29 protein-coding genes and 1 other annotated feature are annotated in these 23,947 nt (G+C 57.0%); all 29 genes read left to right on the top strand.

Annotation, left to right across the window (positions count from 1 at the left end; genetic code table 11):
* The first annotated feature begins 8 nt into the window (after positions 1-8).
* The 29 genes from MCACP_RS13725 (at position 9) to argS (ending at position 23,942) form a co-directional block, all read left to right on the top strand.
* Complete coding sequence (locus tag MCACP_RS13725; RefSeq protein ID WP_406677305.1) at positions 9-662, top strand: adenylate kinase; 654 nt, start codon at positions 9-11, stop codon at positions 660-662.
* The gene (gene map, locus MCACP_RS13720; RefSeq protein WP_406677304.1) at positions 659-1,405 is read left to right on the top strand and encodes a type I methionyl aminopeptidase; all 747 of its coding nucleotides are present in this window, start codon (positions 659-661) and stop codon (positions 1,403-1,405) included. Before MCACP_RS13725 ends, map begins: the two co-directional genes overlap by 4 nt.
* A gap of 22 nt (positions 1,406-1,427) precedes the next feature.
* Complete coding sequence (locus tag MCACP_RS13715) at positions 1,428-1,712, top strand: RNA-binding protein (protein WP_406677303.1); 285 nt, start codon at positions 1,428-1,430, stop codon at positions 1,710-1,712.
* 15 nt (positions 1,713-1,727) lie between these two features.
* Entirely contained in the window at positions 1,728-1,946 is a 219-nt protein-coding gene (gene infA / locus MCACP_RS13710) for a translation initiation factor IF-1 (protein ID WP_141263455.1), read from the top strand.
* Positions 1,947-1,962: 16 nt separating this feature from the next.
* Complete coding sequence (rpmJ, locus tag MCACP_RS13705) at positions 1,963-2,076, top strand: 50S ribosomal protein L36 (RefSeq protein WP_141263453.1); 114 nt, start codon at positions 1,963-1,965, stop codon at positions 2,074-2,076.
* A gap of 18 nt (positions 2,077-2,094) precedes the next feature.
* A complete protein-coding gene (rpsM, locus tag MCACP_RS13700) occupies positions 2,095-2,466 on the top strand; it encodes a 30S ribosomal protein S13 (protein WP_156272480.1) in 372 nt (123 codons plus the stop codon).
* A gap of 12 nt (positions 2,467-2,478) precedes the next feature.
* Positions 2,479-2,868 (top strand): 30S ribosomal protein S11, encoded by a 390-nt coding sequence (gene rpsK, locus MCACP_RS13695; RefSeq protein WP_141263449.1) that lies wholly within the window; start codon positions 2,479-2,481, stop codon positions 2,866-2,868.
* A 70-nt stretch (positions 2,869-2,938) separates the two neighbouring features.
* On the top strand, positions 2,939-3,565 hold the full coding sequence (gene rpsD / locus MCACP_RS13690) for a 30S ribosomal protein S4 (RefSeq protein WP_406677302.1): 627 nt from the start codon (positions 2,939-2,941) through the stop codon (positions 3,563-3,565).
* A 38-nt stretch (positions 3,566-3,603) separates the two neighbouring features.
* Positions 3,604-4,545, top strand: coding sequence for a DNA-directed RNA polymerase subunit alpha (locus MCACP_RS13685; RefSeq protein WP_406677301.1), 942 nt, complete (start codon positions 3,604-3,606; stop codon positions 4,543-4,545).
* Between the two features lie 15 nt (positions 4,546-4,560).
* Complete coding sequence (gene rplQ / locus MCACP_RS13680; protein ID WP_406677300.1) at positions 4,561-4,899, top strand: 50S ribosomal protein L17; 339 nt, start codon at positions 4,561-4,563, stop codon at positions 4,897-4,899.
* Positions 4,900-4,902: 3 nt separating this feature from the next.
* Positions 4,903-5,733 carry an energy-coupling factor transporter ATPase gene (locus MCACP_RS13675; protein ID WP_406677299.1) on the top strand — a complete coding sequence of 277 codons (831 nt, stop codon included), beginning with the start codon at positions 4,903-4,905 and terminating at the stop codon, positions 5,731-5,733.
* Positions 5,709-6,560 (top strand): energy-coupling factor transporter ATPase, encoded by an 852-nt coding sequence (locus tag MCACP_RS13670; RefSeq protein WP_406677298.1) that lies wholly within the window; start codon positions 5,709-5,711, stop codon positions 6,558-6,560. The genes MCACP_RS13675 and MCACP_RS13670 overlap by 25 nt, the downstream gene beginning before the upstream one ends.
* Before the next feature lie 4 nt (positions 6,561-6,564).
* Positions 6,565-7,353, top strand: coding sequence for an energy-coupling factor transporter transmembrane component T family protein (locus tag MCACP_RS13665; RefSeq protein ID WP_406677297.1), 789 nt, complete (start codon positions 6,565-6,567; stop codon positions 7,351-7,353).
* A gap of 315 nt (positions 7,354-7,668) precedes the next feature.
* Positions 7,669-8,409, top strand: coding sequence for a tRNA pseudouridine(38-40) synthase TruA (truA, locus tag MCACP_RS13660; protein ID WP_406677296.1), 741 nt, complete (start codon positions 7,669-7,671; stop codon positions 8,407-8,409).
* Positions 8,410-8,472: 63 nt separating this feature from the next.
* Positions 8,473-8,907, top strand: a complete 435-nt coding sequence (gene rplM, locus MCACP_RS13655; RefSeq protein WP_141263431.1) for a 50S ribosomal protein L13 — start codon at positions 8,473-8,475, stop codon at positions 8,905-8,907.
* An 18-nt stretch (positions 8,908-8,925) separates the two neighbouring features.
* Positions 8,926-9,318 carry a 30S ribosomal protein S9 gene (rpsI, locus tag MCACP_RS13650; protein WP_141263429.1) on the top strand — a complete coding sequence of 131 codons (393 nt, stop codon included), beginning with the start codon at positions 8,926-8,928 and terminating at the stop codon, positions 9,316-9,318.
* Between the two features lie 15 nt (positions 9,319-9,333).
* A complete protein-coding gene (gene scfA, locus MCACP_RS13645) occupies positions 9,334-9,480 on the top strand; it encodes a six-cysteine ranthipeptide SCIFF (RefSeq protein WP_406677294.1) in 147 nt (48 codons plus the stop codon).
* A gap of 54 nt (positions 9,481-9,534) precedes the next feature.
* Positions 9,535-10,950: a thioether cross-link-forming SCIFF peptide maturase gene (gene scfB, locus MCACP_RS13640; protein WP_406677293.1), complete on the top strand. Its 1,416-nt coding sequence runs from the start codon at positions 9,535-9,537 to the stop codon at positions 10,948-10,950.
* 153 nt (positions 10,951-11,103) lie between these two features.
* Positions 11,104-12,531 (top strand): peptidoglycan DD-metalloendopeptidase family protein, encoded by a 1,428-nt coding sequence (locus MCACP_RS13635; protein ID WP_406677292.1) that lies wholly within the window; start codon positions 11,104-11,106, stop codon positions 12,529-12,531.
* A 319-nt stretch (positions 12,532-12,850) separates the two neighbouring features.
* The gene (gene trxB, locus MCACP_RS13630) at positions 12,851-13,765 is read left to right on the top strand and encodes a thioredoxin-disulfide reductase (protein WP_406677291.1); all 915 of its coding nucleotides are present in this window, start codon (positions 12,851-12,853) and stop codon (positions 13,763-13,765) included.
* A gap of 93 nt (positions 13,766-13,858) precedes the next feature.
* On the top strand, positions 13,859-14,065 hold the full coding sequence (locus MCACP_RS13625) for a copper ion binding protein (RefSeq protein WP_406677290.1): 207 nt from the start codon (positions 13,859-13,861) through the stop codon (positions 14,063-14,065).
* A gap of 135 nt (positions 14,066-14,200) precedes the next feature.
* Positions 14,201-15,073: a peptidase MA family metallohydrolase gene (locus MCACP_RS13620; protein ID WP_406677289.1), complete on the top strand. Its 873-nt coding sequence runs from the start codon at positions 14,201-14,203 to the stop codon at positions 15,071-15,073.
* A gap of 330 nt (positions 15,074-15,403) precedes the next feature.
* The gene (locus tag MCACP_RS13615; RefSeq protein WP_406677288.1) at positions 15,404-16,543 is read left to right on the top strand and encodes a S1C family serine protease; all 1,140 of its coding nucleotides are present in this window, start codon (positions 15,404-15,406) and stop codon (positions 16,541-16,543) included.
* Positions 16,544-16,549: 6 nt separating this feature from the next.
* Complete coding sequence (rlmH, locus tag MCACP_RS13610; protein WP_406677286.1) at positions 16,550-17,032, top strand: 23S rRNA (pseudouridine(1915)-N(3))-methyltransferase RlmH; 483 nt, start codon at positions 16,550-16,552, stop codon at positions 17,030-17,032.
* A gap of 214 nt (positions 17,033-17,246) precedes the next feature.
* Positions 17,247-18,557, top strand: coding sequence for a putative manganese-dependent inorganic diphosphatase (locus MCACP_RS13605; protein ID WP_406677285.1), 1,311 nt, complete (start codon positions 17,247-17,249; stop codon positions 18,555-18,557).
* A 142-nt stretch (positions 18,558-18,699) separates the two neighbouring features.
* Entirely contained in the window at positions 18,700-20,040 is a 1,341-nt protein-coding gene (locus MCACP_RS13600) for an MFS transporter (RefSeq protein ID WP_406677284.1), read from the top strand.
* A gap of 47 nt (positions 20,041-20,087) precedes the next feature.
* Positions 20,088-20,423, top strand: a binding site (T-box leader).
* Between the two features lie 106 nt (positions 20,424-20,529).
* Positions 20,530-21,600 (top strand): 3-deoxy-7-phosphoheptulonate synthase, encoded by a 1,071-nt coding sequence (gene aroF, locus MCACP_RS13595; protein ID WP_406677283.1) that lies wholly within the window; start codon positions 20,530-20,532, stop codon positions 21,598-21,600.
* A gap of 181 nt (positions 21,601-21,781) precedes the next feature.
* Complete coding sequence (locus tag MCACP_RS13590; RefSeq protein WP_406677282.1) at positions 21,782-22,216, top strand: DUF1934 domain-containing protein; 435 nt, start codon at positions 21,782-21,784, stop codon at positions 22,214-22,216.
* Between the two features lie 43 nt (positions 22,217-22,259).
* Positions 22,260-23,942, top strand: coding sequence for an arginine--tRNA ligase (gene argS, locus MCACP_RS13585; RefSeq protein ID WP_406677281.1), 1,683 nt, complete (start codon positions 22,260-22,262; stop codon positions 23,940-23,942).
* Positions 23,943-23,947 lie beyond the last annotated feature (5 nt).

Genomic DNA, 23,947 nt, shown 5'->3' with positions numbered 1-23,947 from the left:
TAAAAAGGATGCGTTTGGTATTGCTGGGGCCACCTGGGGCCGGTAAGGGTACCCAGGCCGGGTTAATCTGCAAGCATTTGGGTATACCCCATATTTCTTCCGGGGATATGTTCCGCCAGGCCATTAAAGAAGGTACAGAATTGGGACGCCAGGCAGCAAAGTATCTGCAAAGCGGGAGCCTGGTGCCCGATGCTGTAACTATTGGGCTGGTCCAGGAACGCCTGAGCCAGTTCGACTGCCGGCACGGTTTTTTACTGGACGGTTTCCCGCGGACGGTGGCCCAGGCCGAAGCCCTGGATGCCTGGCTGGCCGGGAGAAAGGAAAAGCTGGACGCGGTTATTGATATTGAGGTGCCGCGGGAGGAACTCATGGCACGCCTGACAGGCCGCCGTGTCTGCCGCCAGTGCGGGGCCACCTACCATCTCCAGTACAATCCACCGGCTGAAGCCGGCAAATGCGATGTTTGCGGCGGGGAGCTCATCCAGCGAGCCGACGACAACGCAGCAACCGTAGGCAAACGGCTGGATGTCTACAGGGAGCAAACGGCGCCCCTCATCACCTATTACCGCCAGCGCGGTATCTTAAAGGAAATTGACGGCAGCCAGGATATTGCGGCCGTAAGCCGGGCCATCGGTACGGCCCTGGGAAGAGACTGGCAATGATAGTTTTAAAGTCGCGGCGGGAAATAGCCCTGATGCGTGAGGCGGGACGGATCGTGGCCCGGACCCTGGCTAAACTTAAAGACCATATCGCCCCCGGGGTAACTACTGCCGAACTGGACCGGATAGCTGAGGATTATATCCGGAAGAATGGTGCCGTACCGGCTTTTAAGGGTTATCAGGGCTTCCCGGCCAGTATTTGTGTTTCCGTTAATGAGGAAGTGGTCCACGGCATCCCAGGTTTAAAGCAACTGGCTGAAGGAGATATTATTAGTATTGACATCGGTGCGGTAAAAAATGGGTATGTTGGTGACGCCGCGGTTACTTTTCCAGTTGGCGCTATTGATGCCGAGAAGCAGCATTTGCTGGCAGTTACCGAAGCCGCCCTTTATGAAGGCATCAAACATGCAGTCGCAGGCAACCGGCTGACTGATATATCCCACGCTATCCAGACCTATGTTGAAAAAAATGGCCTCTCGGTAGTCCGTGATTATGTGGGCCATGGTATTGGCCGGGCGATGCATGAAGACCCCCAGGTACCGAACTTTGGTCCCCCGGGTTACGGCCCCCGCCTCCGGGTGGGGATGGTCCTGGCCATCGAACCCATGGTTAATGCCGGTACCCATGAGGTTTATACCCTGGCCAATCGCTGGACAGTAGTGACCAGGGATAAGAAACCTTCGGCGCACTTTGAGCATACGGTAGCTGTGACGGATAACGGACCGGAGATCCTGACGTTACTCTAACTGGCAGGTGGAGGCGAAGGTTATGCCGGCAGGTGAACTAAAAGTGGGGCAACTGGTATATTCCCGGGCCGGGCGCGACCGGGGGCGGCCTTTCCTGATCTGGCAGCTGGCCGGGCCCGGCCGGGTTTACCTTGTTGACGGCCGTTTACGACGTACCAGTAAACCCAAACTGAAAAACGTCCTCCATGTCCAGGCGGTTAACCGGGTGGCGACGGTTATCGCTGACCGGTTAAAACGGGGAGAAGTAGTTACCGATGCCGAAGTACGACGGGCTATTGCCCAGCTCTTAGAGACTGAGCAGGCTTGAGAAGGAGGGGTTTATTTGGCCAAAGAGGATGTCATTGAAGTCGAAGGCACGGTGATCGAACCCCTGCCCAATGCCATGTTTCGGGTAGAGCTGGCCAATGGGCACCGGGTGCTGGCCCATGTCTCCGGTAAGATCCGGATGAACTTTATCCGTATTTTGCCGGGCGATCGGGTAATGGTGGAATTATCACCCTATGACCTGAACCGGGGACGCATCGTTTACCGCTATAAATAAGCTGGGAGGGTTTAGTTTGAAAGTCAAGCCTTCAGTGCGGCCTATTTGTGAGAAATGCAAGATCATAAAACGCAAGGGTAGAATTATGGTTATTTGCGAAAATCCCAAGCACAAGCAAAAACAGGGATAGACAGGGGGTAAGGCGTAAATGGCAAGGATTGCCGGGGTAGACCTTCCCCGGGATAAGCGGGTGGAAATCGCCCTGACTTATATTTATGGCATTGGCCGGCCAATGGCAAATAAAATCCTGGCGGCGACAGCCGTTAACCCTGATACCAGGGTGAGGGATCTAACGGAAGAAGAAGTTAGCCGGCTACGCGAATATATAGACAAAAATTTAACGGTCGAAGGGGATCTGCGCCGGGAAGTAGCGTTAAATATCAAGCGGTTGATGGAAATCGGCTGTTACCGCGGTCTGCGCCATCGCCGGGGGTTGCCGGTACGCGGCCAGCGCACCAAGACCAATGCCCGTACGCGTAAAGGTCCCCGCAAGACTGTGGGCGTGCGGCGCAAGAAGTAAGGGGGAGAAGCTATGCCAAGGAAAACTACCCGGCCACGCCGGCGCGAACGTAAAAATATTGAAAGCGGTGTGGCCCATATTAAATCAACCTTTAACAATACCCTGGTAACCATCACTGATAAAAATGGCAATACCATTGCCTGGGCCAGTGCTGGCACCGTGGGGTTTAAAGGTTCCCGCAAGAGCACACCTTTTGCCGCCCAGATGGCGGCCGAAGCAGCCGCCAGGCAGGCTATGGAACACGGCATGCGCGAAGTGGAGTGCTACGTAAAAGGTCCGGGAGCCGGCCGGGAAGCGGCCATTCGTTCCCTGCAGGCCGCAGGGCTTGAAGTCAGCGTCATTAAAGATGTGACCCCTATTCCCCACAACGGCTGCCGGCCTCCCAAGCGGCGGCGAGTGTAACAGGAGCTTTTAAAGGTCGCAGGAGCACATCATCGTTAGGAAGCATGCGACTTGCAGAGGAGGTAATACTTTGGCAAGGTATAAAGATGCTACCTGTCGCCTGTGCCGGCGGGAAGGCATGAAGCTTTTCCTTAAAGGCGATCGCTGCTACTCGGATAAATGTGCTGTGGCCCGGCGGTCCTATGCCCCCGGCCAGCACGGTCAGACGAGGAAAAAGCTTTCCGAATACGGCCTGCAGCTAAGGGAAAAGCAGAAAGCCCGCCGCATTTACGGCGTCCTGGAACGCCAGTTCAGCAACTACTTTGAGAAAGCCGAGCGCATGAAAGGCGTTACCGGTGAAAACCTGCTCATTCTGCTGGAAAGGCGCCTGGATAATGTTGTCTATCGCCTGGGATTTGCCGATTCCCGTGCCCAGGCGAGGCAATTAGTCCGGCACGGCCATTTTACGGTTAATGGCCATAAGGTGAACATCCCTTCCTACCTGGTCCGGCCCGGTGATGTCATTGCCGTTCGGGAGAAGAGCAAGGAGAGCCCCCTTTTCAAAGAGATTGCCGCGGCGGCAGCCCACCGGACGGTTCCGGCCTGGCTTAAAGCTGACCCGGCAGCTTTAGAAGGTCACGTCCTCTCCCTGCCGACGCGGGAACAGATTGATGTACCGGTGCAAGAACACCTCATCGTTGAGCTTTACTCAAAGTAAGAAGCAGGCTGGATGAGCTCACGAGAAGGAGGGGAACAATGCTCGAAATTGAAAGGCCTAGGATTGAGTGCCTGGAAATGTCCAACAAGTACGGGCGGTTTGTAGTCGAGCCCCTGGAGCGGGGTTATGGAATCACCCTGGGTAATTCCCTGCGGCGGATTCTTCTCTCCTCACTGCCCGGGGCTGCTGTAACCACGGTCAAAATTGAAGGGGTTCTCCATGAGTTTTCCACCATTCCCGGGGTCGTCGAGGATACCACGGAGATTATTTTAAACCTCAAGTCCCTGGCCCTGAAGCTCCACGGCGACGAACCCAAAATTATAAGGATTGAGGCCGAGGGCGAAGGCGAGGTTACAGCTGCCGATATTATTACTGACGCTGACGTTGAGGTCCTAAACCCCGACCTGCACATTGCCACCGTCGAAAAAGGTGGCCGCCTGTTTATTGAAATGACGGTGGAAAAAGGGCGGGGTTATGTCAGCGCGGAAAAAAACAAAAAAGAGGATCAGCCCATTGGGATTATTCCCGTCGATTCCCTCTTTTCGCCAGTCCATAAAGTGAACTATCAGGTGGAAAATACCCGGGTGGGACAGGTTACCGACTACGATAAACTTACCCTGGAGGTATGGACTGACGGTACTATTGCCCCTGATGAGGCAGTGAGCTCGGCAGCCAGGATTCTTATCGAACACATGCGTCTCTTTTTAGGTTTGACGGAGCGCGTCAGCGACGAAGTAACTATGGTCGAGAAAGAAGAAGAAAGCCGGGATCGCCTCATGGACATGTCCATTGAGGAACTTGATCTCTCGGTGCGTTCTTACAACTGCCTGAAGCGGGCGGGCATTAATACCGTTGGCGAGCTTTTACAGCGTACCGAAGAAGATATGATGAAGGTACGCAATCTGGGCAAAAAATCCCTGGAAGAAGTTACGCAAAAGCTCGCGGAACTGGGCCTGTCCCTGCGACAGAGTGATGGGTAAAGGGGTGACATTCAGATGGGTTACCGGAAATTAGGCCGCCTGTCCGGCCACCGGAAAATGATGCTGCGCAATATCGTCACTTCTTTTTTGCGGGAAGGTAAAATAGAAACTACAGAAACGCGGGCTAAAGAACTAAAAAGCCTGGCCGAGAAGATGATTACCCTGGGCAAAAGGGGCGACCTCCATGCCCGGCGCCAGGCTCTGGCCTACCTGCTGGATGAAGACGTGGTTACCAAATTATTTAAAGAAATCGGCCCGCGCTATCAGGACAAAAACGGCGGCTATACCCGGATAATTAAGACCGGCTTCCGGCAGGGTGACGGCGCGCCCATGGTCCGCATTGAACTGGTATAAGCGATGCTCGAGGTCCGGGGCGTCACTTTTTTCTACCCGGGAACTAACGAACCGGCCCTGGAAAATATAAGCTTAACCATCAAGCCGGGGGAATTTGTGGCCGTCACTGGCCCCAACGGTTCAGGTAAATCTACCCTGGCCCGGTTATTAAACGGCCTGCTCCGACCCCGGGAAGGCCGCGTCCTGGTAGACGGGCTGGACACCGGGGACGAAGCTTCCCTGGTGGAGATTCGCCGCCGGGTAGGGATGGTTTTCCAGGACCCTGACAACCAGCTGGTGGCCGCTACCGTCGAAGATGATGTGGCCTTCGGGCTGGAAAATCTGGGTCTGCCGCCGGCTGTAATCAGGCAGCGGGTTGCGGCCGCCCTGGCGGCAGTGGATCTGGCAGATTTAAGGACCAGGCCCCCCCACCGCCTCTCCGGAGGGCAGAAACAGCGCCTGGCGCTGGCTGGCGTTCTGGCCATGGAACCACGCTACCTGGTGCTGGACGAAGCTACGGCCATGCTGGACCCGGTAGCCCGGGAGGAAGTTCTCCAGAAAGTACTCGATTTACGCCGGGAAAAAGGGCTGGCCATTATCCTCATTACCCATCTTATGGAAGAGGCCGCCCTGGCAGAACGGATGCTGGTCCTGAATGCCGGGCGCATACTTTTGGCCGGCCCGCCCGCGGAAGTGCTGCAGCAGGAGGAGAAGCTGGCGGCGGCGGGACTAAAGGCGCCGGTAACTGTTGCCCTGGGCAAAAGCTTAAGGCAGGCAGGGCTCAAATTACCGGCCGATTTAATCACAGTGGAGGAGATGGCCCGGGCCCTATGGAAATTGGCCTCCAGGAAGTAAGCTTCGCCTACAAAGTAGCCGGCGGGCAGTTACCGGTGTTGGAAAACATCAATATCAAAGTTTCCCCGGGCGATTTCCTGGCGATTACCGGGGCCGGGGGGTCGGGGAAATCAACTCTGGCCATGCTTATGGCCGGCCTGCTGGAACCGACGGCGGGCCGGGTTACCCTGGACGGGCGACCGGTCAGGGGGCGGGGCAAAGGGAAAGGCCTGTCACCCTGGCAGAAGGTGGGCATGGTCTTTCAACAGCCGGAGCAGCAACTTTTTGCCGAAACGGTAGCTGAAGATGTAGCCTTCGGCCCCAGGAATCTGGGCCTTGCCGGTAACGAGCTCGAAGCCAGGGTCAACGCGGCCCTCCGTGCTGTAGGTCTGGACCCGCAAGCAGTAGGCAAGCGTTCTCCCTTTAGCTTAAGCGGGGGGCAGCAACGCCGGGCAGCCATTGCCGGGATCCTGGCCATGGAGCCGGAGGTTCTAATTCTGGATGAGCCGACGGCCGGCCTGGATCCGGCCGGCCGGGAACAGGTGCTCAACGTTATCCGGTCCTTTTACCGCCGGCCCGGAAAGGCAGTAGTCCTTATCTCCCATAATATGGCCGAGGTGGCCGAACTGGCCCGGGAGGTTATAGTTTTACACCGGGGACGGGTGGCTCTCCAGGGTACACCCCGGGACATTTTCCGCCAGGGAGAAGCGTTAAGATCCTATGGCCTTATCCCTCCGCCCCTCACCCGCCTGATGCAGGAGTTGCACCGCCAGGGAGCCCCGGTAAGCTTGGAAGTCCTTACCCTGACCGAAGCCCGGGACGCCATCTTGGCCTGGCTGGGGGCTTAGCCTTATGGTTAGCGAACTGGGGCAATATGTCCCGGGGACAAGCAGCATCCATAACCTGGATCCCCGGGTCAAACTACTGGGCCTGCTCCTTTACGGCATAGCTCTCCTAACCGCGCCGACCGGTATCGCCGCAAGCCTTACCGGGGCGGCCATTTTGCCGGTAATAATTCTGGCCGGTCTGGCACCCGCCTTTATCTGGCGCCAGCTGAGGCCCCTTATTGTTTTTCTCGTAATTATCTTTATCCTCCAGGCATCCTTTACACCGGGGGAAGTGGTGGCTGTGGTGGGGCCGGTTAGGATTACCCGGGAGGGACTTGACTACGGCTTACTGGGCCTGGCCAGGGTGTTTTTTCTGGTTCTTGCGGCAGCCGTACTTACGGCGACGACCGATCCCCTGGCCCTGGCCGACGGCCTCGAACGGCTGCTCCGACCAGGGCAGAGGCTGGGCCTGCCGGCCGCTGAACTGGCCCTGATGCTGACCCTGGCCCTCAGGTTTGTGCCCACCCTGCTGGAAGAGGCCGAGCGGATTATGCGGGCGCAGGTTGCCCGGGGAGCGACCTTCCAGGGCAGCCGGATTAAAAACCTGATGCCCCTGGTCATCCCGCTTTTTGTCAGCGCCTTTCGCCGGGCCGAAGGCCTGGCCGAAGCTATGGAAGCCCGGGCTTATCAGGGGGGTAAAGGCCGCACCAGGATGCGGGAACTGCATTTTAAGGCGGCAGACTATATCTTCCTTCTGCTGGCCGGCCTCCTGGCGGCAGGGTCGGCCTATTTTCGCCTAAGGTTCGGAAGTTAGGAGATGGATGGAATCAGCCAGGGAGGGCCCTACAGTAGCTGGCGGGGTATGTCCCGGAGCCGCGAATAGTGGAGCGCCGGTAACAGGACAGGCGAGGTGAGGCTAACCGTTGCCGCCGCCGAGGACGCCTGAGCGCACCTTTAAGAGGGAACAAACGCCAACTCATAGAAGGACCTGGGTTTGCGGAACCTGGAGCCTTATCATTGGCAATCCGCAGGCGGCCCGCAACGGTCCGAACCGAGCCGTCGTCCTGTCGGCGCGCAACTTCTGAGCGGCGAGGGACATACCCCGCCGCCATCAGAAGGAGAGACACCCATGCCGCACCTGAAAATTACCCTGGCCTATGACGGCACCAATTATGCCGGCTGGCAGGTCCAGCCGGAAGCTCACGGGCCAACCATCCAGGGTATCGTGGCCGCCGCCTTGAAAAGGCTGACAGGAGAAAGGATCTGCCCGGTGGCTGCAGGGCGGACGGACGCCGGGGTCCATGCTCGCGGCCAGGTAATCAGCTTCAGTACTTCCAGCCGCATACCGGTGGAGCGCTGGCCCCTGGCCTTGAACAGCCTGCTGCCGGAAGATATTGCGGCATTGAGCGCCGAGGTAGTATCACCCGAATTTCACGCCCGTTACAGTGCCCGGTGGAAATGGTACCGCTATACCATTTACAACCACAGCCTGCCCGACGTTTTCAGCCGCCGTTACAGCTGGCAGGTACGTTACCCTCTGGACTTTGCCGCCATGGCCCGGGGCGCAAGTTACTTTACGGGCCGCCATGATTTTCGTTCTTTCTGCGCCGCCGGCAGCCCGGTGCGCCAATTTGAACGCGATGTACTGAAGGCGCACTTGCACTGCCAGGGTCACTACATTTTTTTTGATGTGGTGGCCAACGGCTTTCTTTACCATATGGTAAGAATTATGGTCGGCACCCTGGTGGAAATTGGCAGGGGTCGGCTGCTGCCGGAGGATATTCCGGTTATACTTGCCGCCCGTTCCCGGGAAAAGGCCGGACCGACGGCCCCGCCCCAGGGACTGTGCCTGGAAAGGGTAGCTTACTAATTTTCTTGACTTGCCGTAGCTAATTGCTTAAAATAGTCTCGTGATAGGAACAGGAGGGAGAAAATGTCCACCTTTATGGCCAAACCACATGAGGTGGAGCGAAAGTGGTATATCATTGACGCGGCCGGTAAAACGCTAGGCCGCGTAGCCACCGAAGCCGCCCGCCTCCTCAGAGGCAAGCATAAACCCATCTTTACCCCCCATGTGGATTGTGGCGATCACGTTATTGTCATCAACGCAGAAAAAGTACGGCTCACCGGTAAAAAGCTCCTGCAGAAGAAATATATTCGCCACAGCGGTTACCCCGGTGGCTTAAAGGTTATGAACTATGCCCAGCTCTTAAAGACCTTTCCCGAGCGAGCCATTGAGAAGGCCGTGAAAGGGATGATCCCGCATAATCGCCTGGGCCGGCAGATGGTCAAGAAGCTCAAGGTCTACCGGGGCGATAGCCATCCCCATGCGGCCCAGCGGCCGGAAGTATGGGAGATCAAGGATTAATCGAAGGAGGGGAAAATTTTGGCCCAGGTTCAATTTTACGGCACGGGAAGGCGAAAAAATGCCGTGGCCCGGGTGTACCTGGTTCCCGGCGAGGGCCGGGTGTTAGTTAACGACCGCCCCCTCGATGAATATTTTGGCCAGCAGATCCTGGCTATGCAGGTACGCCAGCCCCTGGAAGTAACCAACAACACGGGCCGCTTTGATGTCCTGGCTAAAGTTAGGGGCGGCGGGATCAGCGGCCAGGCCGGTGCTATCAGGATGGGCATTGCCAGGGCCCTGTTACAGGCTGACGCCGACCTGCGCCCGGTTTTGAAAAGCCATGGTTTCCTTACCCGTGATCCCAGGATGAAGGAAAGAAGAAAGTACGGCTTAAAGAAAGCCCGCAAGGCGCCACAATTCTCCAAGCGATAAAAAGGGGTGTCCCATATGCACATCCAGACGGTTTTTACGCCCCGCCTGCAGGAGAGTATCAGGCAGGGCGGCTGCGGCAACTGCCATGTTTCCTGCCAGTCGGCCTGCAAGACCTCTATTACCGTCAGCAACCAGCCCTGTGAACGTGAAGAAAAGAAATAAGCCCCAAGGCCCGACTTTCACGGTCGGGCTTTTGTTGTTAGGAGGAGACCGATATTGCCATTCCTGAATCTCCAGAACGTGGACTGGCAGGGTGATGTCCACTGGTTCGATTTTGAAGATCTCTGCCTGCTCCTGGACGTCAACAGTGGTGCTGTCCATATAATCGACGCTCCTACCCGGGCCGTTCTGGAAGAATTACGGGCCGGGGAAGAGCGCGGTACCTTCACCGAAGCCGACTGGCCTGCACTTCTGCCCCGGTCTCTCCGGGAGTGGGGTGCCGGTACGGTTCTGGAAGTCTGCCGGGAACTGGCTGCTAAACAGGCCGAAGGGACTCTCTTTACCGTCGATGAAGTTGGCCGGAATTACCGGCCGCCGGAACCCAGCCTCCAGGCCCTCTGCCTCCACGTTGCCCATGACTGCAATATGCGCTGCCGGTACTGCTTTGCCGGCGGGGGCCCTTTTGGCGGCGAGCGGGGCTTAATGAGCCGGGAGACGGGGTACCAGGCCCTGGACTTGCTTTTTAAAGAATCCGGCATCCGCCCCCGGGTGGAAGTCGATTTCTTCGGCGGCGAGCCGCTGCTCAATTTCAGCGTCGTACAGGCACTGGTAGCTTACGGCCGGGAAAAGGCTGCGGCGGCCGGGAAAAAAATCAGCTTTACCCTGACCACCAACGGCCTGGGCTTGACGCCGGCCATCGAGGAGTACCTCATTGAGAACCAGATCAGTGTTATTTTGAGCCTTGACGGTCGCCCGGAAGTCCATGACCTCAACCGGCGGACCCTCACCGGCCAGGGCACTTATCATTTAGTGGTCCCCAGGGAGCAGCATTTTGTCGCGGCGTATGAGCAGGGGGACTACTGGGTGCGGGGAACCTACACCCGCCAGAACCTTGATTTTACCAGGGACATCCTGCATATGGTAGAATTAGGATTTCGCCACCTGTCCCTGGAACCGGTAGTAGCGGCTCCGGAGGATGAATATGCTATTAGGGAGGAAGATCTGGATCTGCTGGCGGCACAATACCGCCACCTGGCCCGGGCCTACCTGGAAGCGAGGGCTAAAGGTACGCCCTTTAACTTTTTCCACTTCAACATTGACCCTAGTGGCGGCCCATGCCTTACCAAAAGGCTTACCGGTTGTGGCGCGGGCACCAGTTACCTGGCGGTTACCCCGGGCGGCGACCTGTATCCCTGCCATCAGCTGGTGAGGAGCAAGGACTACTGCCTGGGCAACGTCCGGGAAGGGATCTTGCGCCCTGATATACGGGAAGATTTTCGCCAGGCTCATGTATATAACCAGCCGGCCTGCAGCCGTTGTTGGGCACGCTTCTATTGCAGCGGCGGCTGCCATGCGGCCAACCTGGCCGCTACGGGGAATTTGCGGCAACCGGCGCCTGTACCCTGCGCCATCCAGAAGATGCGCCTGGAAGCGGCCCTTTATGTGCAGGTCAAAGAAGCCACTGGAGCCTGATTTTACCCGGCTTTCCAGCGCGCCGGGCCTCCAGGTTAAAAAAGGGCAAAAAATTTCTAAATGGGGAGGAATCCTGGCTTCAAAGGTAGAATAATAGAGGTGAAGGGCAGGAAGAAGCAGCTCCTGCCGTATTCAGGGGAGAGGAGGTAAGCCATGCCGCCGCCGGGTAAGCTGCCGGATGTGGCGGCCGCAGCGGGTCGCTTTTTAAAGGAATGGCCGGCACGGTGGAAAGAAACATACCGGAATAAAAAAAGGTTTTTCATAATAAACGGTATCCTGGCCGGGGGATTGATGCTGCTGGCCGGGTGGTACCAGCTAACCGCTCCCAATGCCTGGGCTGTGATAGTCAACGGTCGCCAGGTGGCTGTGGTCAGCCGCCAGGTAGATGTCAACCAGACCATCCAGGATATTCTCAAGGAAAGCGGGGCAGGAAGCTACCAGGGCCTGCAGATTACCGATCAGATTGACTACCAAAAGGTCCGGGTCAACCCGCGGGAAATTATGGATGGCCAGCAATTAAAAAACATTCTCAAGGAGACGCTCCATTTTGTCGCGGCAGCGACAGTAATAACCATTAACGGTCAACCCGAGCTTGTGGTGCGGGATGACAGTACGGCGGATGCGGTCCTGGCCCAATTAAAACAAGCCTACCTGCCACCGCCGGGGAGCGGGGAGGTCCAGGAGGTCAGGTTCCTGGAGGAGGTAGCCTATCAGCACCGGCCGGCCCGGCCAGAAGAAATTTTAAGCCCGGAGGCGGCCCTGGCCAGGCTCAAGGGGACTTCCACGGCGAGCAAAGAATATGTTGTCAAAGAAGGGGACTCTCTGTGGACCATAGCCCGGGAACACGGGTTGCTGGTTGAAGATATTAGAGCCGCCAACCCGGAACTCCAGGGCGAACGCCTGGACATAGGCCAGCGATTAAGGCTTACGACGGCGAAGCCTCTCCTCCAGGTAATGGTCGTCTATAGCCAGGAAGTGAAAGAGCCTGTTCCCTATGAAGTGCAAGTTGAAACCAATAGCGAACTCTTACGGGGCCAGGAAAGGGTAAAGCAGGAAGGGTCAGAGGGCGAACGGCTGGTCACCTACCAGGTGGTGACTAAAAACGGCGTCCAGGTTGAGAAGAAAGTTATCCAGCAGCAGGTGCTGAAAGAGCCGGTAACTAAAATAGTGGAACGAGGGACGCGGGTAGTCCTGGCTTCCCGCGGGGGCGGTTCCGGCCGGCTGGCCTGGCCCATCCGCGGGATTATTACTTCCCCCTACGGCTACCGCGGCCGGGAGTTCCATTCGGGTATGGATATTGACGGCTACGTTGGACAGCCGGTGGGCGCCGCCGGGGAAGGAACGGTGACCTTTGCCGGTTACGACGGCGGCTACGGCCGGATGATTGCCATTGACCACGGCGGGGGCCTGGTTACCCGGTATGCCCACCTATCGGGCTTTAACGTCCGCGTAGGCCAGCGGGTGAGCCGGGGTCAGGTCATCGGTTATGTAGGGGATAGTGGGCGAACCACCGGATCTCACCTGCACTTTGAGGTCCTGGTCAATGGCAGTTTCCGTAACCCGTCGGGATTTTTAAATTAGATTTTTAATGCCCTCCCTGGGGACAAGCCTCAGGGATTTTTTTCTTGCCTGACCTTGCCTAATCAAAAGCGAGAGCGTATAATAACTATAGTTTAAACCGAAAAGGGCATGACGGACTGCAAGCAGGCGCATAATATAGCCAAAGTGGAGCCATTGAATTGAAATCAAGCGATGCTATGAAATGCCGTGAGGCCTTGGTCCGGGAGAGAGCTTTAGCCTGATCGGTGAAGCTGATCGAAGCGGGGCGCTCCGCAAGGGCCAGGGAACGAACGGTACAGTGCAAGCCTGTGACAAGGTTATTCCGGAGGAGGTAGGCAAAATGCCCCATGATTTGCTTATTATTGGTGGTGGGCCGGCCGGGCTGACGGCGGCTCTTTATGGTGCCCGGGGCGGGCTGGACACCGTGGTGCTGGAGATGGGTGCTCCCGGGGGTCAGGCCGGGCTGACGGACAGGATTGAAAATTATCCCGGCTTTCCCGAAGGCATTAACGGTATGGAGCTCGCCATGAAATTTGCCGAACAAGCCAAGCGGTTCGGTGCCAGGATAGAGATGGCCACAGTCCAGGGAGTGGAGCTTAACGGGGAGATTAAAAAGGCCTTTACCGGGAGCGGTGAGTTCAAGTCGCGGGCAGTGATCATCGCCAGCGGTGCTCATCCGCGGCCCCTGGGAGTACCGGGGGAAGAGGAATTTCGCGGCCGGGGCGTTTCCTATTGCGCCACCTGCGACGGCGCCTTCTTCCGGGACAAAAAGGTCGCTGTAGTCGGCGGCGGCGATTCAGCTGTGGAAGAAGCCCTCTTTCTGACCCGTTTTGCCAGCCAGGTGACCATTATCCACCGTCGTGACGCTTTAAGGGCAACGAAAGTGCTTCAGGAACGGGCCCGGGACAACCCCAAAATATCTTTCTGCTGGAATACGGTTGTAACGAGGATAAAGGGCGGGGAAAAAGTCGACAGCCTGGAGTTAAAAGATGTAAAAAGTGGAGTCGCCAGGGAAGAAGCTTTCGACGGGGTCTTTATCTTTATCGGTATGGAGCCTAACACTGATTTCCTGAAGGGGGCCTTGACCCTGGATCCCCAGGGGTATATTGTTACCCGCGACAACCTGGCCACTTCCATCCCCGGGGTCTTTGCCGCCGGCGACGTCCGGTCCAAAGATTTCCGCCAGGTGAGTACGGCTGTAGGCGACGGGGCAGTGGCGGCCATGGCGGCGGAACGTTACCTGGCCGGCCTGTGAAAAAGTAAGGTCCGGGAGCGACATGTTTGACTCTTTCACCCCGGTAGGTTATAATACCTATATACCCGTACCGGGTAGGAAGGGGGTGACGGGATGGCGGAAGCTGTCCTGCAGGTCGAGGGGATGACCTGTAATCATTGTAAAATGAGTGTGGAAAAGGCCCTGAAGGGGCTGGCAGGCGTTACGGCAGTAGCGGTCGACCTGGCGGCTAAGACGGCCCGCGTTACTTATGATCCTGGCAAGATAACCCTGGAAGCCATGAAAAAGGCAGTAACTGAGGCCGGTTATGAAGTAAAGTAGAGGATATCACCAAGCGAACTTTTTTAAAAATCCGGAGCCTGGCTGGCTCCGGATTTTTACACTCATTACCAGTGAAGCTGCCACCAGGAATATAGTATAATCGAAACGGGAGAGCCCCTGGGGGAGGGGAGAAACTTGTTGCAACACTGGTGGCAGGTAATTATTGTTAGCTGCCTGGCTGTGCTGGCAGTTGCAGGAGTTATCCTGGCGCGTACTACAGCTTTACCGCGTACTTTAAGTTATAGCCTGGTCCGTCAGATAGTGACAGGACATACCGCCTGGCAGACCCGTAACTGGTTGGAGATAGATAGCCCTCATTTCCGCCTCCGCTACCGGCAGGAGGATGCCGCCATTGCCCCCCTGGTCCTGGCAACCGCCGAGGAGGCTTACGGGCCGGCAGGCGCTATGTTACAGCATGAACCCCGTGGTAAAACTTTAATTATACTTTACCCGGACCGGGAGAGTCTTGCGTACCAGTTTGGCTGGCCGGCCAGTGAAAGTGCCATGGGGGTTTACTGGGGCGGGGTTATCCGTGTCCTTTCGCCCTTTGACTGGGTGGCGAGCCGGGACCTGGAAGAGATTGCCCATATTTTTGCTGTTTCAGGACCCGTAGCCCATGAATTGACCCACCTTCTAGTGGACGAGAAGGCGCGTGGTAACTACCCGCGCTGGCTGACGGAAGGTATTGCCCAGTATGTGGAAAAGGAACTTACCGGCTTTACCATGCCGGGTTCACCGGATGCTGGCGGCTGGTATCCCTTAAAGGTCATGGATTATGGTTTTGACAGCCTGCCTGACCAGGCCCTGGCTTACCGCCAGTCGTTTTTAATGGTTGACTACCTGGTAGAACGCTGGGGCTTACCCGCCTTACGCCAGGTCCTGGAACGCCTCGGCCGGGGGGCTCCCCTGGAAAGAGCCTTCCAGGAAGTCCTGGGCGTCAGTACTGTTGCCTTTGAGGAAGCCTTTTCCCGGGAATTTCCTGTAAGCAAGTTTTCACAAAGCCTTTAACTTTCCTTCATAAAAATATCACATCTCCAGTCTATATTGAAACCATGGAAAATACTCTGCAAGGGTATTTTCAAAAGTGGAGGTGCAATGCCATGTTGAGGCTCAAGAGGTACTTCCTGCGGCCGGTGGCCCACTGTTCTGGTGGTCACTGTAGTTAGTCCCGGGCACGACGATAAACTGCCCAACCATCCTCCCTATAGCTTTTTTCCTTAGCTCCTGGAACGCCTTCCAGGGGCTTTTTTATTTTGACATTATAAAGTAGGGGGCGGCAGGTAATATTAGAACTGAAAGATGGTAAGCAGCCTTCATTTGGAGCAAGGAGGTATTATTTTGCGTTATCTTTCTCCCGGCAGCTTAAAGTACGTGCGGATCCTGGCATTAGTCGTGCTATTTTTTTTCGGTGCAGCCCTCGGTGCCGGGACGGCCATTGTTACGGCCCCCCGCCTGATGCAGCGACCCCTGGCACCGGCACCTGGCTCTTCGGCACCCTTGACTCCGCCGGCAGGCCAACCGGTCCAGTTTACGGCCAGTTCACCGGTAGTTACCATTGCCAGGCAGGTTGGCCCAACCGTCGTTGGAGTGGCGGCCATGACCAGCCGCAGCTTTACGGGTGATGGCGGGATAAAACAGGGTTCCGGCGTCATTTTTGACGGTGCTAACGGCTATATTGTCACCAATAACCACGTTATTGCCGGCGCTGAGAGGGTCACTGTCAGCCTCGATCATGACCAGGTTTATCCGGCCACCGTCGTAGGAGTCGATGAGCGAAGCGACCTGGCGGTTTTGCAAATCAAGGGAACCAATTTGCCCCAGGCCCGCCTGGGAGATTCGGGCGCTGTCCAGGTGGGGGAGACAGTAGTGGCCATTGGCAACCCCCTGGGCCGGGCATTTGCCCGTTCGGTGACGGTGGGGGTTATCAGTGCCTTGAACCGGGAAGTGACCGTGCCCGGACCCCGCGGAGTAGAGATCACCCTGCGGACCCTGCAGACCGACGCTCCCATTAACCCCGGCAACAGCGGCGGTGCCCTGGTAAATTTAAGGGGAGAAGTTATCGGCATCAACAGCGTAAAGATAGCCGCCAGCGGGGTAGAGGGCATGGGTTTTGCCATCCCCATCAACGACGTCCGACCGATTATCGACCAGATCATAACCCGGGGCTATGTCACCCATCCTTTCCTGGGCGTTTATAACCTCCGGGAGATTACCCCGGAAATGGCCCGGTGGTATAATATTCCGGAGGGGGTATATATCGGCGGCATCTTTAATGATGGCCCGGCGGCTAAGGCCGGGCTGCAGGTAGGCGATGTCATTATCGCTGTGGACAACAATAAGGTGGCGAGCTATGCCGACATCCAGAGCCTCATTAATAGAAAATCACCGGGGGATAAAGTAACCTTGACTGCTGTGCGCCTGGCCGGCAAAAAGCAGCTTAATTTTACAGTAACCCTGGGTGAATTGCCGTCGAAGTAAGGAAGCATGCAGCATATTGACATTGTAGCCGTTGGTCGTGTACGGGAGCAATACCTGCGTGACGGGATAAACGAATACTTAAAGCGACTGCAGCCCTATGCCCGGGTGCGCATCCTGGAAGGCCCCGAAGGCAAGATCCCGGAGCCTTTAAATCCGGCCCGGGTAGAGCAGATCCTGGCCGCTGAAGGAGAAGGCCTGCAGCGTCTCCTGCGGCCGGGCGCTTATACCATCGCCCTGGACCGGGAGGGCGTGATGCTATCTTCGGAAGAGCTGGCAATGCGGCTGGCCGATTTAGCCCTGGCCGGGCGCAATAACCTGGCCTTTGTCATTGGCGGCACCTTGGGCCTGGCTCGAGACCTCCTGGAAGCTGCCGACCTGCGCCTCTCTTTTTCCCGCTTTACTTTCCCGCACCAGCTCATGCGGTTAATCCTGCTCGAACAGCTCTACCGTGCCTATAAAATCCAGCGCGGAGAAACCTATCACCGCTAAAGATCCCATCCTCAATCCCATAAACGCCAGCCCCGCATGTGCACGCCTTTGCGGATGGTGGCTGACCGCCAGGGGTGGCCCCTTCCCGAGCCCTTGTCTTTTCTTGCTTCTTACAATAGAATTTAGAGAGGTTATATAAGTTCAGCGCTATGTGGAGGGTAACTTACCCTGAGAACGAAGTCGTAAGCAGGTCTTTTGAAAGGGGATCAAGACTATGGGGAAAGAGATCCTGGTAATTGGGCACCAGCGACCGGATACGGATTCTATTGCCGCGGCCATTGGTTATGCCGCTTTAAAGAATGAACTGCACCAGGGGGGCTTCCAGGCCGCCAGGTGCGGCAAGCTCAACCGGGAAACGGAGTATGTTCTATCTTATTTCGATGTCACTGCCCCGCCTTTAGTTAACGATGTCCGTACCCGGGTAAAGGATGTCCTGGACGGCGGGCTCCTCTTTATCCATCCGGAAGCTACAGTGCGCCAGGCAGGTATTTTTATGCGCCAGCATGGCGTTAAAACCCTGGCCGTTGTCGATAAAGACCGGCACCTGCTGGGCCTTTTTACCGTGGGGGACCTGGCACGGTTACTCCTGGAAGCCTGGGATACCGGCAACGTGCCTATGGACGAGCCCGTTCAACAGGTGATGCAAAGGGATAACCTGGTAGTTTTTCACCAGGACGATCTTATCACGGAAGTCCGCCAGACCATGCTGGAAACGCGTTACCGCAATTACCCGGTAGTCGATGATGACCACTGCCTGGTGGGTTTAATTGCTCGCTATCACCTGCTGGCCATGCGGGGCAAAAGGGTTATCCTGGTCGACCATAATGAAAAAAGCCAGGCCGTGCCCGGCATTGAAGAAGCGAAGATCCTGGAGGTCATTGATCACCATCGCCTGGCTGATATCGAAACGGCCGAGCCCGTGATGGTTCGCAATGAACCGGTAGGGAGCACGGCAACCATTGTCAGCAAGATGTACCGCGAACAGGGCCTTGAACCCGAAAAGGGCATTGCCGGCGTCCTGTGCGCGGCCATCCTATCCGACACCCTGCTTTTTAAATCACCAACAAGCACTTTAACCGATAAAGAGCAGGCAGGGTGGCTGGCCGGGATAGCAGGGATAGACGTTAATGATTTTGGCCGGGATATGATCCGGGCCGCTTCTTCCCTGGTCGGCCGCTCGGGACGGGAGATTATCCTGGAGGACTTTAAAAACTTCAACTTTGGCGGTACCACGGTCGGCATTGGCCAGATTGAGATTATCGATTCCGGCACCCTGCCGGTCAGCCGCCAGGAACTCCTGGCCGAACTGGAAAAGCTTCAGGTAGAAAGGAATTATGATTTAATTGTCCTGATGGTCACCGATTTGATGCGTAACGGTACGGAGCTGCTGTTTACCGGGCCCCAGGCGCGGGCCGTGGAACGGGCCTTTAATGTTGCTGCAGGGGCGGGCAGCGTCTTTTTGCCCGGGGTCATGTCCCGCAAAAAACAGGTGGTACCGCCTTTGCAGCGCCTGTTGCAGAAGTAAAAGATAATGGCGCCTCCGGAGGGGTGAAAGGAGGCGCCATTGCTTTTAAAACATGTTTTACCACTATATCTTTACACCTGTCTTGACATATGATAAGATAATGATGCCGCTAGTTTGGTGAGTTTAAGGAAGGGGATGTTCTTTGAGTATTGCCCGTCGTTTAGAAGGACTGCCCCTGGGGGCCTTTCATTACCGGCTGCTCTTTATCTGCGGCATCGGCTGGCTTTTTGACGCCATGGACGTAGGCCTGGTCGCTTTTGTCTTGCCGGCAGTGGGTAAAGAGTGGCTCCTTTCAGCCGCCCAGATGGGAGCCCTGGGCAGCATTGGCCTTTTAGGAATGGGCCTGGGCGCAGTTGTGGGTGGAGCTTTAAGCGACCTCCTGGGCCGCAGGAGGGTCTTTACTTACACCCTGATTTTTTACGGTACAGCCACTTTCCTGGCGGGGCTGGCAGTTAGTTACCCCTGGCTGATGTTTTGGCGCTTCCTGGTGGGCCTGGGTCTGGGGGCCGAGGTACCGGTGGCCTTTACCTTGATGAGCGAATTTTCACCGGCCCGGTACCGGGGTCGCATGGCGGTCCTGCTGGAAAGCTTCTGGGCTTTGGGCTGGATCGCTGCCGCCCTGATAGGCTACCTGGTCGTACCCCGATGGGGCTGGCGCCTGGCCTTTTTTATCGGTGCCCTGCCGGCCCTGTATGCTGCCGTTCTGCGCCGCGCCCTGCCGGAATCCCCCCGCTATCTGGAGAAGATAGGTAAAGTAAAGGCGGCTGCAGCAGTAGTGGCCATGGTGGAGAAAAGCAACGGCGGCCCTGCGGGCGAAATACCGCCTGGCCCGGAAGGGGAGGGGGAAACTGCAGCCGGTGTAACCTTTAGGGACCTCTGGTCGCGGCGCTATTTCCGGCGCACCCTCTGCCTGTGGCTTTTATGGTTCGGGATTAACTTTTCTTATTATGGCATCGTCACCTGGTTGCCTTCCCTGATGGTGGGCAGGGGTTTTGCCATCATCAAGAGCTTTGAATACGTTTTAATCATGACCCTGGGCCAGGTACCGGGCTATTTCAGTGCCGCCTACCTGGTGGAGAAGATCGGCCGTAAAGCCACCCTGGTGACTTACCTGGCCCTGAGCGGGGCGGCGGCCTATATGTTTTCCCTGAGCACCACCACCGGCCAGCTTATTCTCTGGGGCCTGGCAGTCTACTTCTTTAACCTGGGAGCCTGGGGCGTCCTTTATGCCTATACACCGGAACTTTACCCCACGGCCATCCGGGCAACCGGTTCCGGCTGGGCTTCCTTCTGCGGCCGCATTGGCGCCATCCTCGCTCCCCTGATGGTGGGGCAGATGCTGGTCCTTATGGGCCAGGCGGCCGCCTATCCGGTGATCTTCTTCCTCTTTACTGCCGTCTTTGTGGCTACGGCCCTGGGAATGCTTATCTTGGGCATTGAAACAAAAGGTAAAACCCTGGAGGAACTTTATTTTACCCCTTGACGCCGGCCACGTCCATCTGCTAAATTATCCTTACACAACCTGGAAAAATAAATCCCATGAAGGGGAAGAGTAGGCTGTAGCGGCCTGCCCAGCGAGCCGGTGGAGGTGGGAGACCGGCCGGGAAGCTAGAGCTGAAGTTCGCCCCGGAGGAGCAGGCTGAAGGCTGGCAACAGCCGGCTGGGTAGGCCGGGCCGGAGCTCCCGCCGTTAAAAGGGAGGGGGTATCGGAAAGGATTCCGCCGGAGCCTTTCTCCCGTGCCATTTATGACGCGTGCTGGGGAAGGACGGCAGGAGGGCCTACTTCTTTTCCCGTACCCTTTAATGAGCGGGCTGCTTTGGCAGCCAAATAGGGTGGTACCGCGGGTATAACTCCTCGTCCCTAGGACGGGGGGTTTTTATTTTGCCGTTTATTTCCAGAAGCTCCTTATAGGGCGTTAAGCCCCGCCAAAAGTAGCACAATCCTATTTTCGGAGGATGGGAGGAACGGACTATGATCATCGTTATGAAACCGGGAGCTACCCGGGAGCAGATCGAGGCTGTGAGCGAGCGCCTGGTGGAACTGGGCTTTAAGACTCACCCCATTTACGGCCAGGAAAAGACTGTTATTGGCGCCATTGGCGATAAGAAAGCCCTCAGTTCGGAAGCCATCATCAACCTGCCCGGCGTGGAAAAAATCGTCCCCATTATGAAGCCCTATAAGCTGGTCAGCCGGGAACTGAAGGAGACACCGTCCATAGTGCGGGTCGGCGGGGTGCCGGTGGGCGGCCGCGGCCTGGTGGTTATGGCCGGGCCCTGTGCCGTGGAAAGCGAGGAACAGCTTTTGAGCACGGCCCGGGCCGTCAAGGCCGCTGGAGCCCAAATCTTACGCGGCGGCGCCTTTAAACCGCGCACCTCTCCCTATGCCTTCCAGGGGCTGGAGGAAGAAGGCCTCAAAATGCTGGCCCGGGTGCGTGAGGAGGCAGGGTTACCCTTTGTCACCGAAGTCGTGGACACCCGGGATGTGGCCCTGGTAGCCGAATATGCCGACGCCATCCAGATTGGCGCCCGTAATATGCAGAACTTCCGCCTCCTGAAGGAAGCCGGGGCTACCGGTAAACCCATCCTTCTGAAGCGCGGCCTGGCGGCTACCGTCGAAGAATGGCTCATGGCGGCCGAGTACATCCTGGACAGCGGCAATCCCAACGTGATTTTATGCGAGCGGGGGATCCGTACCTTTGAGACGGCCACCCGTTTCACCCTGGACCTGGCCGCCGTAGCTGTGGTAAAGGAAAACTCCCACCTGCCGGTGATCGTTGATCCGAGCCACGGTACGGGCAGCTGGCGCCTTGTCCTGCCCATGGCCCGGGCTGCAGTGGCTGCCGGCGCCGACGGGCTAATCATCGAGGTGCACCCCGATCCGGCCCGGGCCCTTTGTGATGGTCCCCAGTCCCTGCACCCGGAAACCTTTGACCGCCTTATGGGCGAGCTGGCGCCGGTGGCCCTGGCCGTCGGCCGCGGCCTGGCACCCACAGGGCTGTTCCTGGAAAAGGCTGCCGCCCTGGCGGGGGCGGCCGGTAAGTAGCCAGCAGTTTATATAAGCTCCCAGCTGGGAGCTTTCTTTTTTGACCAGGCGATAATTGTTATAGCAGGGTATAATTAACAACAAGAATTGTTAAATTATCATTAAAAATAAAAAGGAAATCCTTCTTTTCTGGAGAATTATAACTTGAGGACCCAAAAAATCCCGAAGGGATGTGCGTAGCTTGAAGAAGGACGTACTGGTAAAGGTTAAGGGCACCCAGACCAACGAGCTGGGGGAAAAGGATTCCATCGAGCTGGTTACCGAAGGTCGCTTCTTCATCCGGGACCAACACTACTACATCCTTTACAATGAAACCTGCCTATCGGGAATGGAGGGTACCACCACCACTTTAAAGGTCGAACCCCGGCGGGTTACCTTGAACCGCATGGGTACGGCCGAGCAGAAAACAACTTTTGAAGCAGGTATTTTAAATGCCGGTTTCTATGTAACTCCTTATGGTACTATGAAGATTACAGTTTTACCTTCGAAAGTGGAAGTTGACTTGACAGATCGGGGCGGAAGTATTAATCTAGAGTATGAATTGCAGGTCGGCCAGGAGAAAATCAGCGACAACCAGTTAGAAATCACCGTTGAGTACCTGGAAAACTATGCTTAACCCTGGAGAGAAGCTACTGGGTAAAAAGGAGTACAGGTAAGGCGTGAATGTATTACAGGAAACTAAAAGGCGGCTGGCAGCGGCACTGCGTGATGCCGCTGCTGCCGCCCGGGCAGCCGGAGAGATAAGCTTTGATGTGCTGCCTGATTTTGTAATTGAGGCGCCGCGGGATAAATCTCACGGCGACTTTGCTGCTAACCTGGCCTTGCTGCTGGCCAGGCAGGCCCGCCAGTCGCCCAGGAACGTAGCGGATATTTTAGTACGACACCTGGAAATACCCCAACCCGGCGTGGCCAGGATCGAGGTGGCCGGACCGGGCTTTATTAATTTTACCCTGGACAACCAGTGGCTCTTGCCGGTATTGCCGGCCGTCCTGGCCGAAGACGAACATTACGGCTGGTCCAATATCGGCCAGGGGGTTAAGGTCCAGGTGGAGTTTGTCAGCGCCAATCCTACCGGGCTCCTGCATATGGGCAATGCCCGGGGGGCGGCCCTGGGGGATAGTATTGCCAACCTCCTTACAGCCGTGGGCTACGACGTTACGCGGGAATTCTATATTAACGATGCCGGCAACCAGATTGAGAACTTCGGCCTTTCCCTGGAAGCCCGCTACCTGCAGGCCCTGGGCTTTGATGCGACCCTTCCCCCCGATGGTTACCACGGGGAAGACCTGGTGGAGACGGTGCGCCATTTTATCGACCGGTACGGAGACAAGTACCTGGACGCCGACCCGGCATTACGCCGGGAAATGCTGGTCCGCTTTGCCCTGGAGGAAAAGCTGGCCGCCATCCGCCAGGTGCTGGAGGATTTCGGCGTTACCTATGATGTCTGGTTCAGCGAGCAGTCCCTTCATGATTCCGGGGCCGTTGCCCGGGCCATAGCCGACCTGGACAGGGCTGGCTATATTTATGAAAAGGACGGCGCCCTGTGGTTTAAAGCCACCCGTTTCGGCGCCGAAAAGGATGAGGTGGTGGTGCGCAAGAATGGCCTGCCTACCTATTTTGCGGCCGATATCGCCTACCACCGCAATAAATTCGAGCGGGGCTTTGAACGGGTCATCAATATCTGGGGCGCCGATCACCACGGTCATGTGGCCCGCCTGAAAGGGGCCCTCCAGGCCCTCGGTTACGACCCGGGGCGCCTGGAAGTGGTTCTCATGCAGCTCGTCCGTCTCTACCAGGGCGGCGAGGTTCTGCGCATGTCCAAGCGTACCGGCCGTTACGTAACGTTGAATGAGTTAATTGAAGAGGTGGGCCGGGACGCCGCCCGTTATTTCTTTGTCATGCTGAAGAGCGACAGCCACCTGGAATTTGACCTGGACCTGGCCCGGTCGCAAACGGCCGAAAACCCCGTTTTCTACGTCCAGTACGCCCATGCCCGTATTTGCAGTATCCTGCGCCTGGCAAAGGAAAGGGGCCTGGAAGTTCCCCCGGCCCGGGAGGCCCGCCTGGATCTTTTAAAAGAACCGGCCGAACTGGAGTTAATCAAGCAGATCGCCGCCTTACCGGAAACGGTGGCCGGGGCGGCCCAGGCGTTGGAACCCCACAGGCTCACCCGTTTTGCCCATGAACTGGCCAGCCTGTTCCACAGCTTTTATACCAGCTGCCGCGTCCTGGCCGACGACCCGGAGTTAAGGAAGGCGCGCCTGGTACTGGTGGAAGCTACCCGTATAACCTTACGCAATGTCCTGCACCTCCTTGGGGTCAGCGCCCCGGAAAGGATGTAGGCTGA

This window comes from Neomoorella carbonis, assembly GCF_045278715.1.
GTDB classification, from domain to species: domain Bacteria; phylum Bacillota; class DSM-521; order Neomoorellales; family Neomoorellaceae; genus Neomoorella; species Neomoorella carbonis.
Note: the sequence above shows the minus strand (reverse complement) of the source record. Positions and strands in the feature narration are given on the sequence as shown.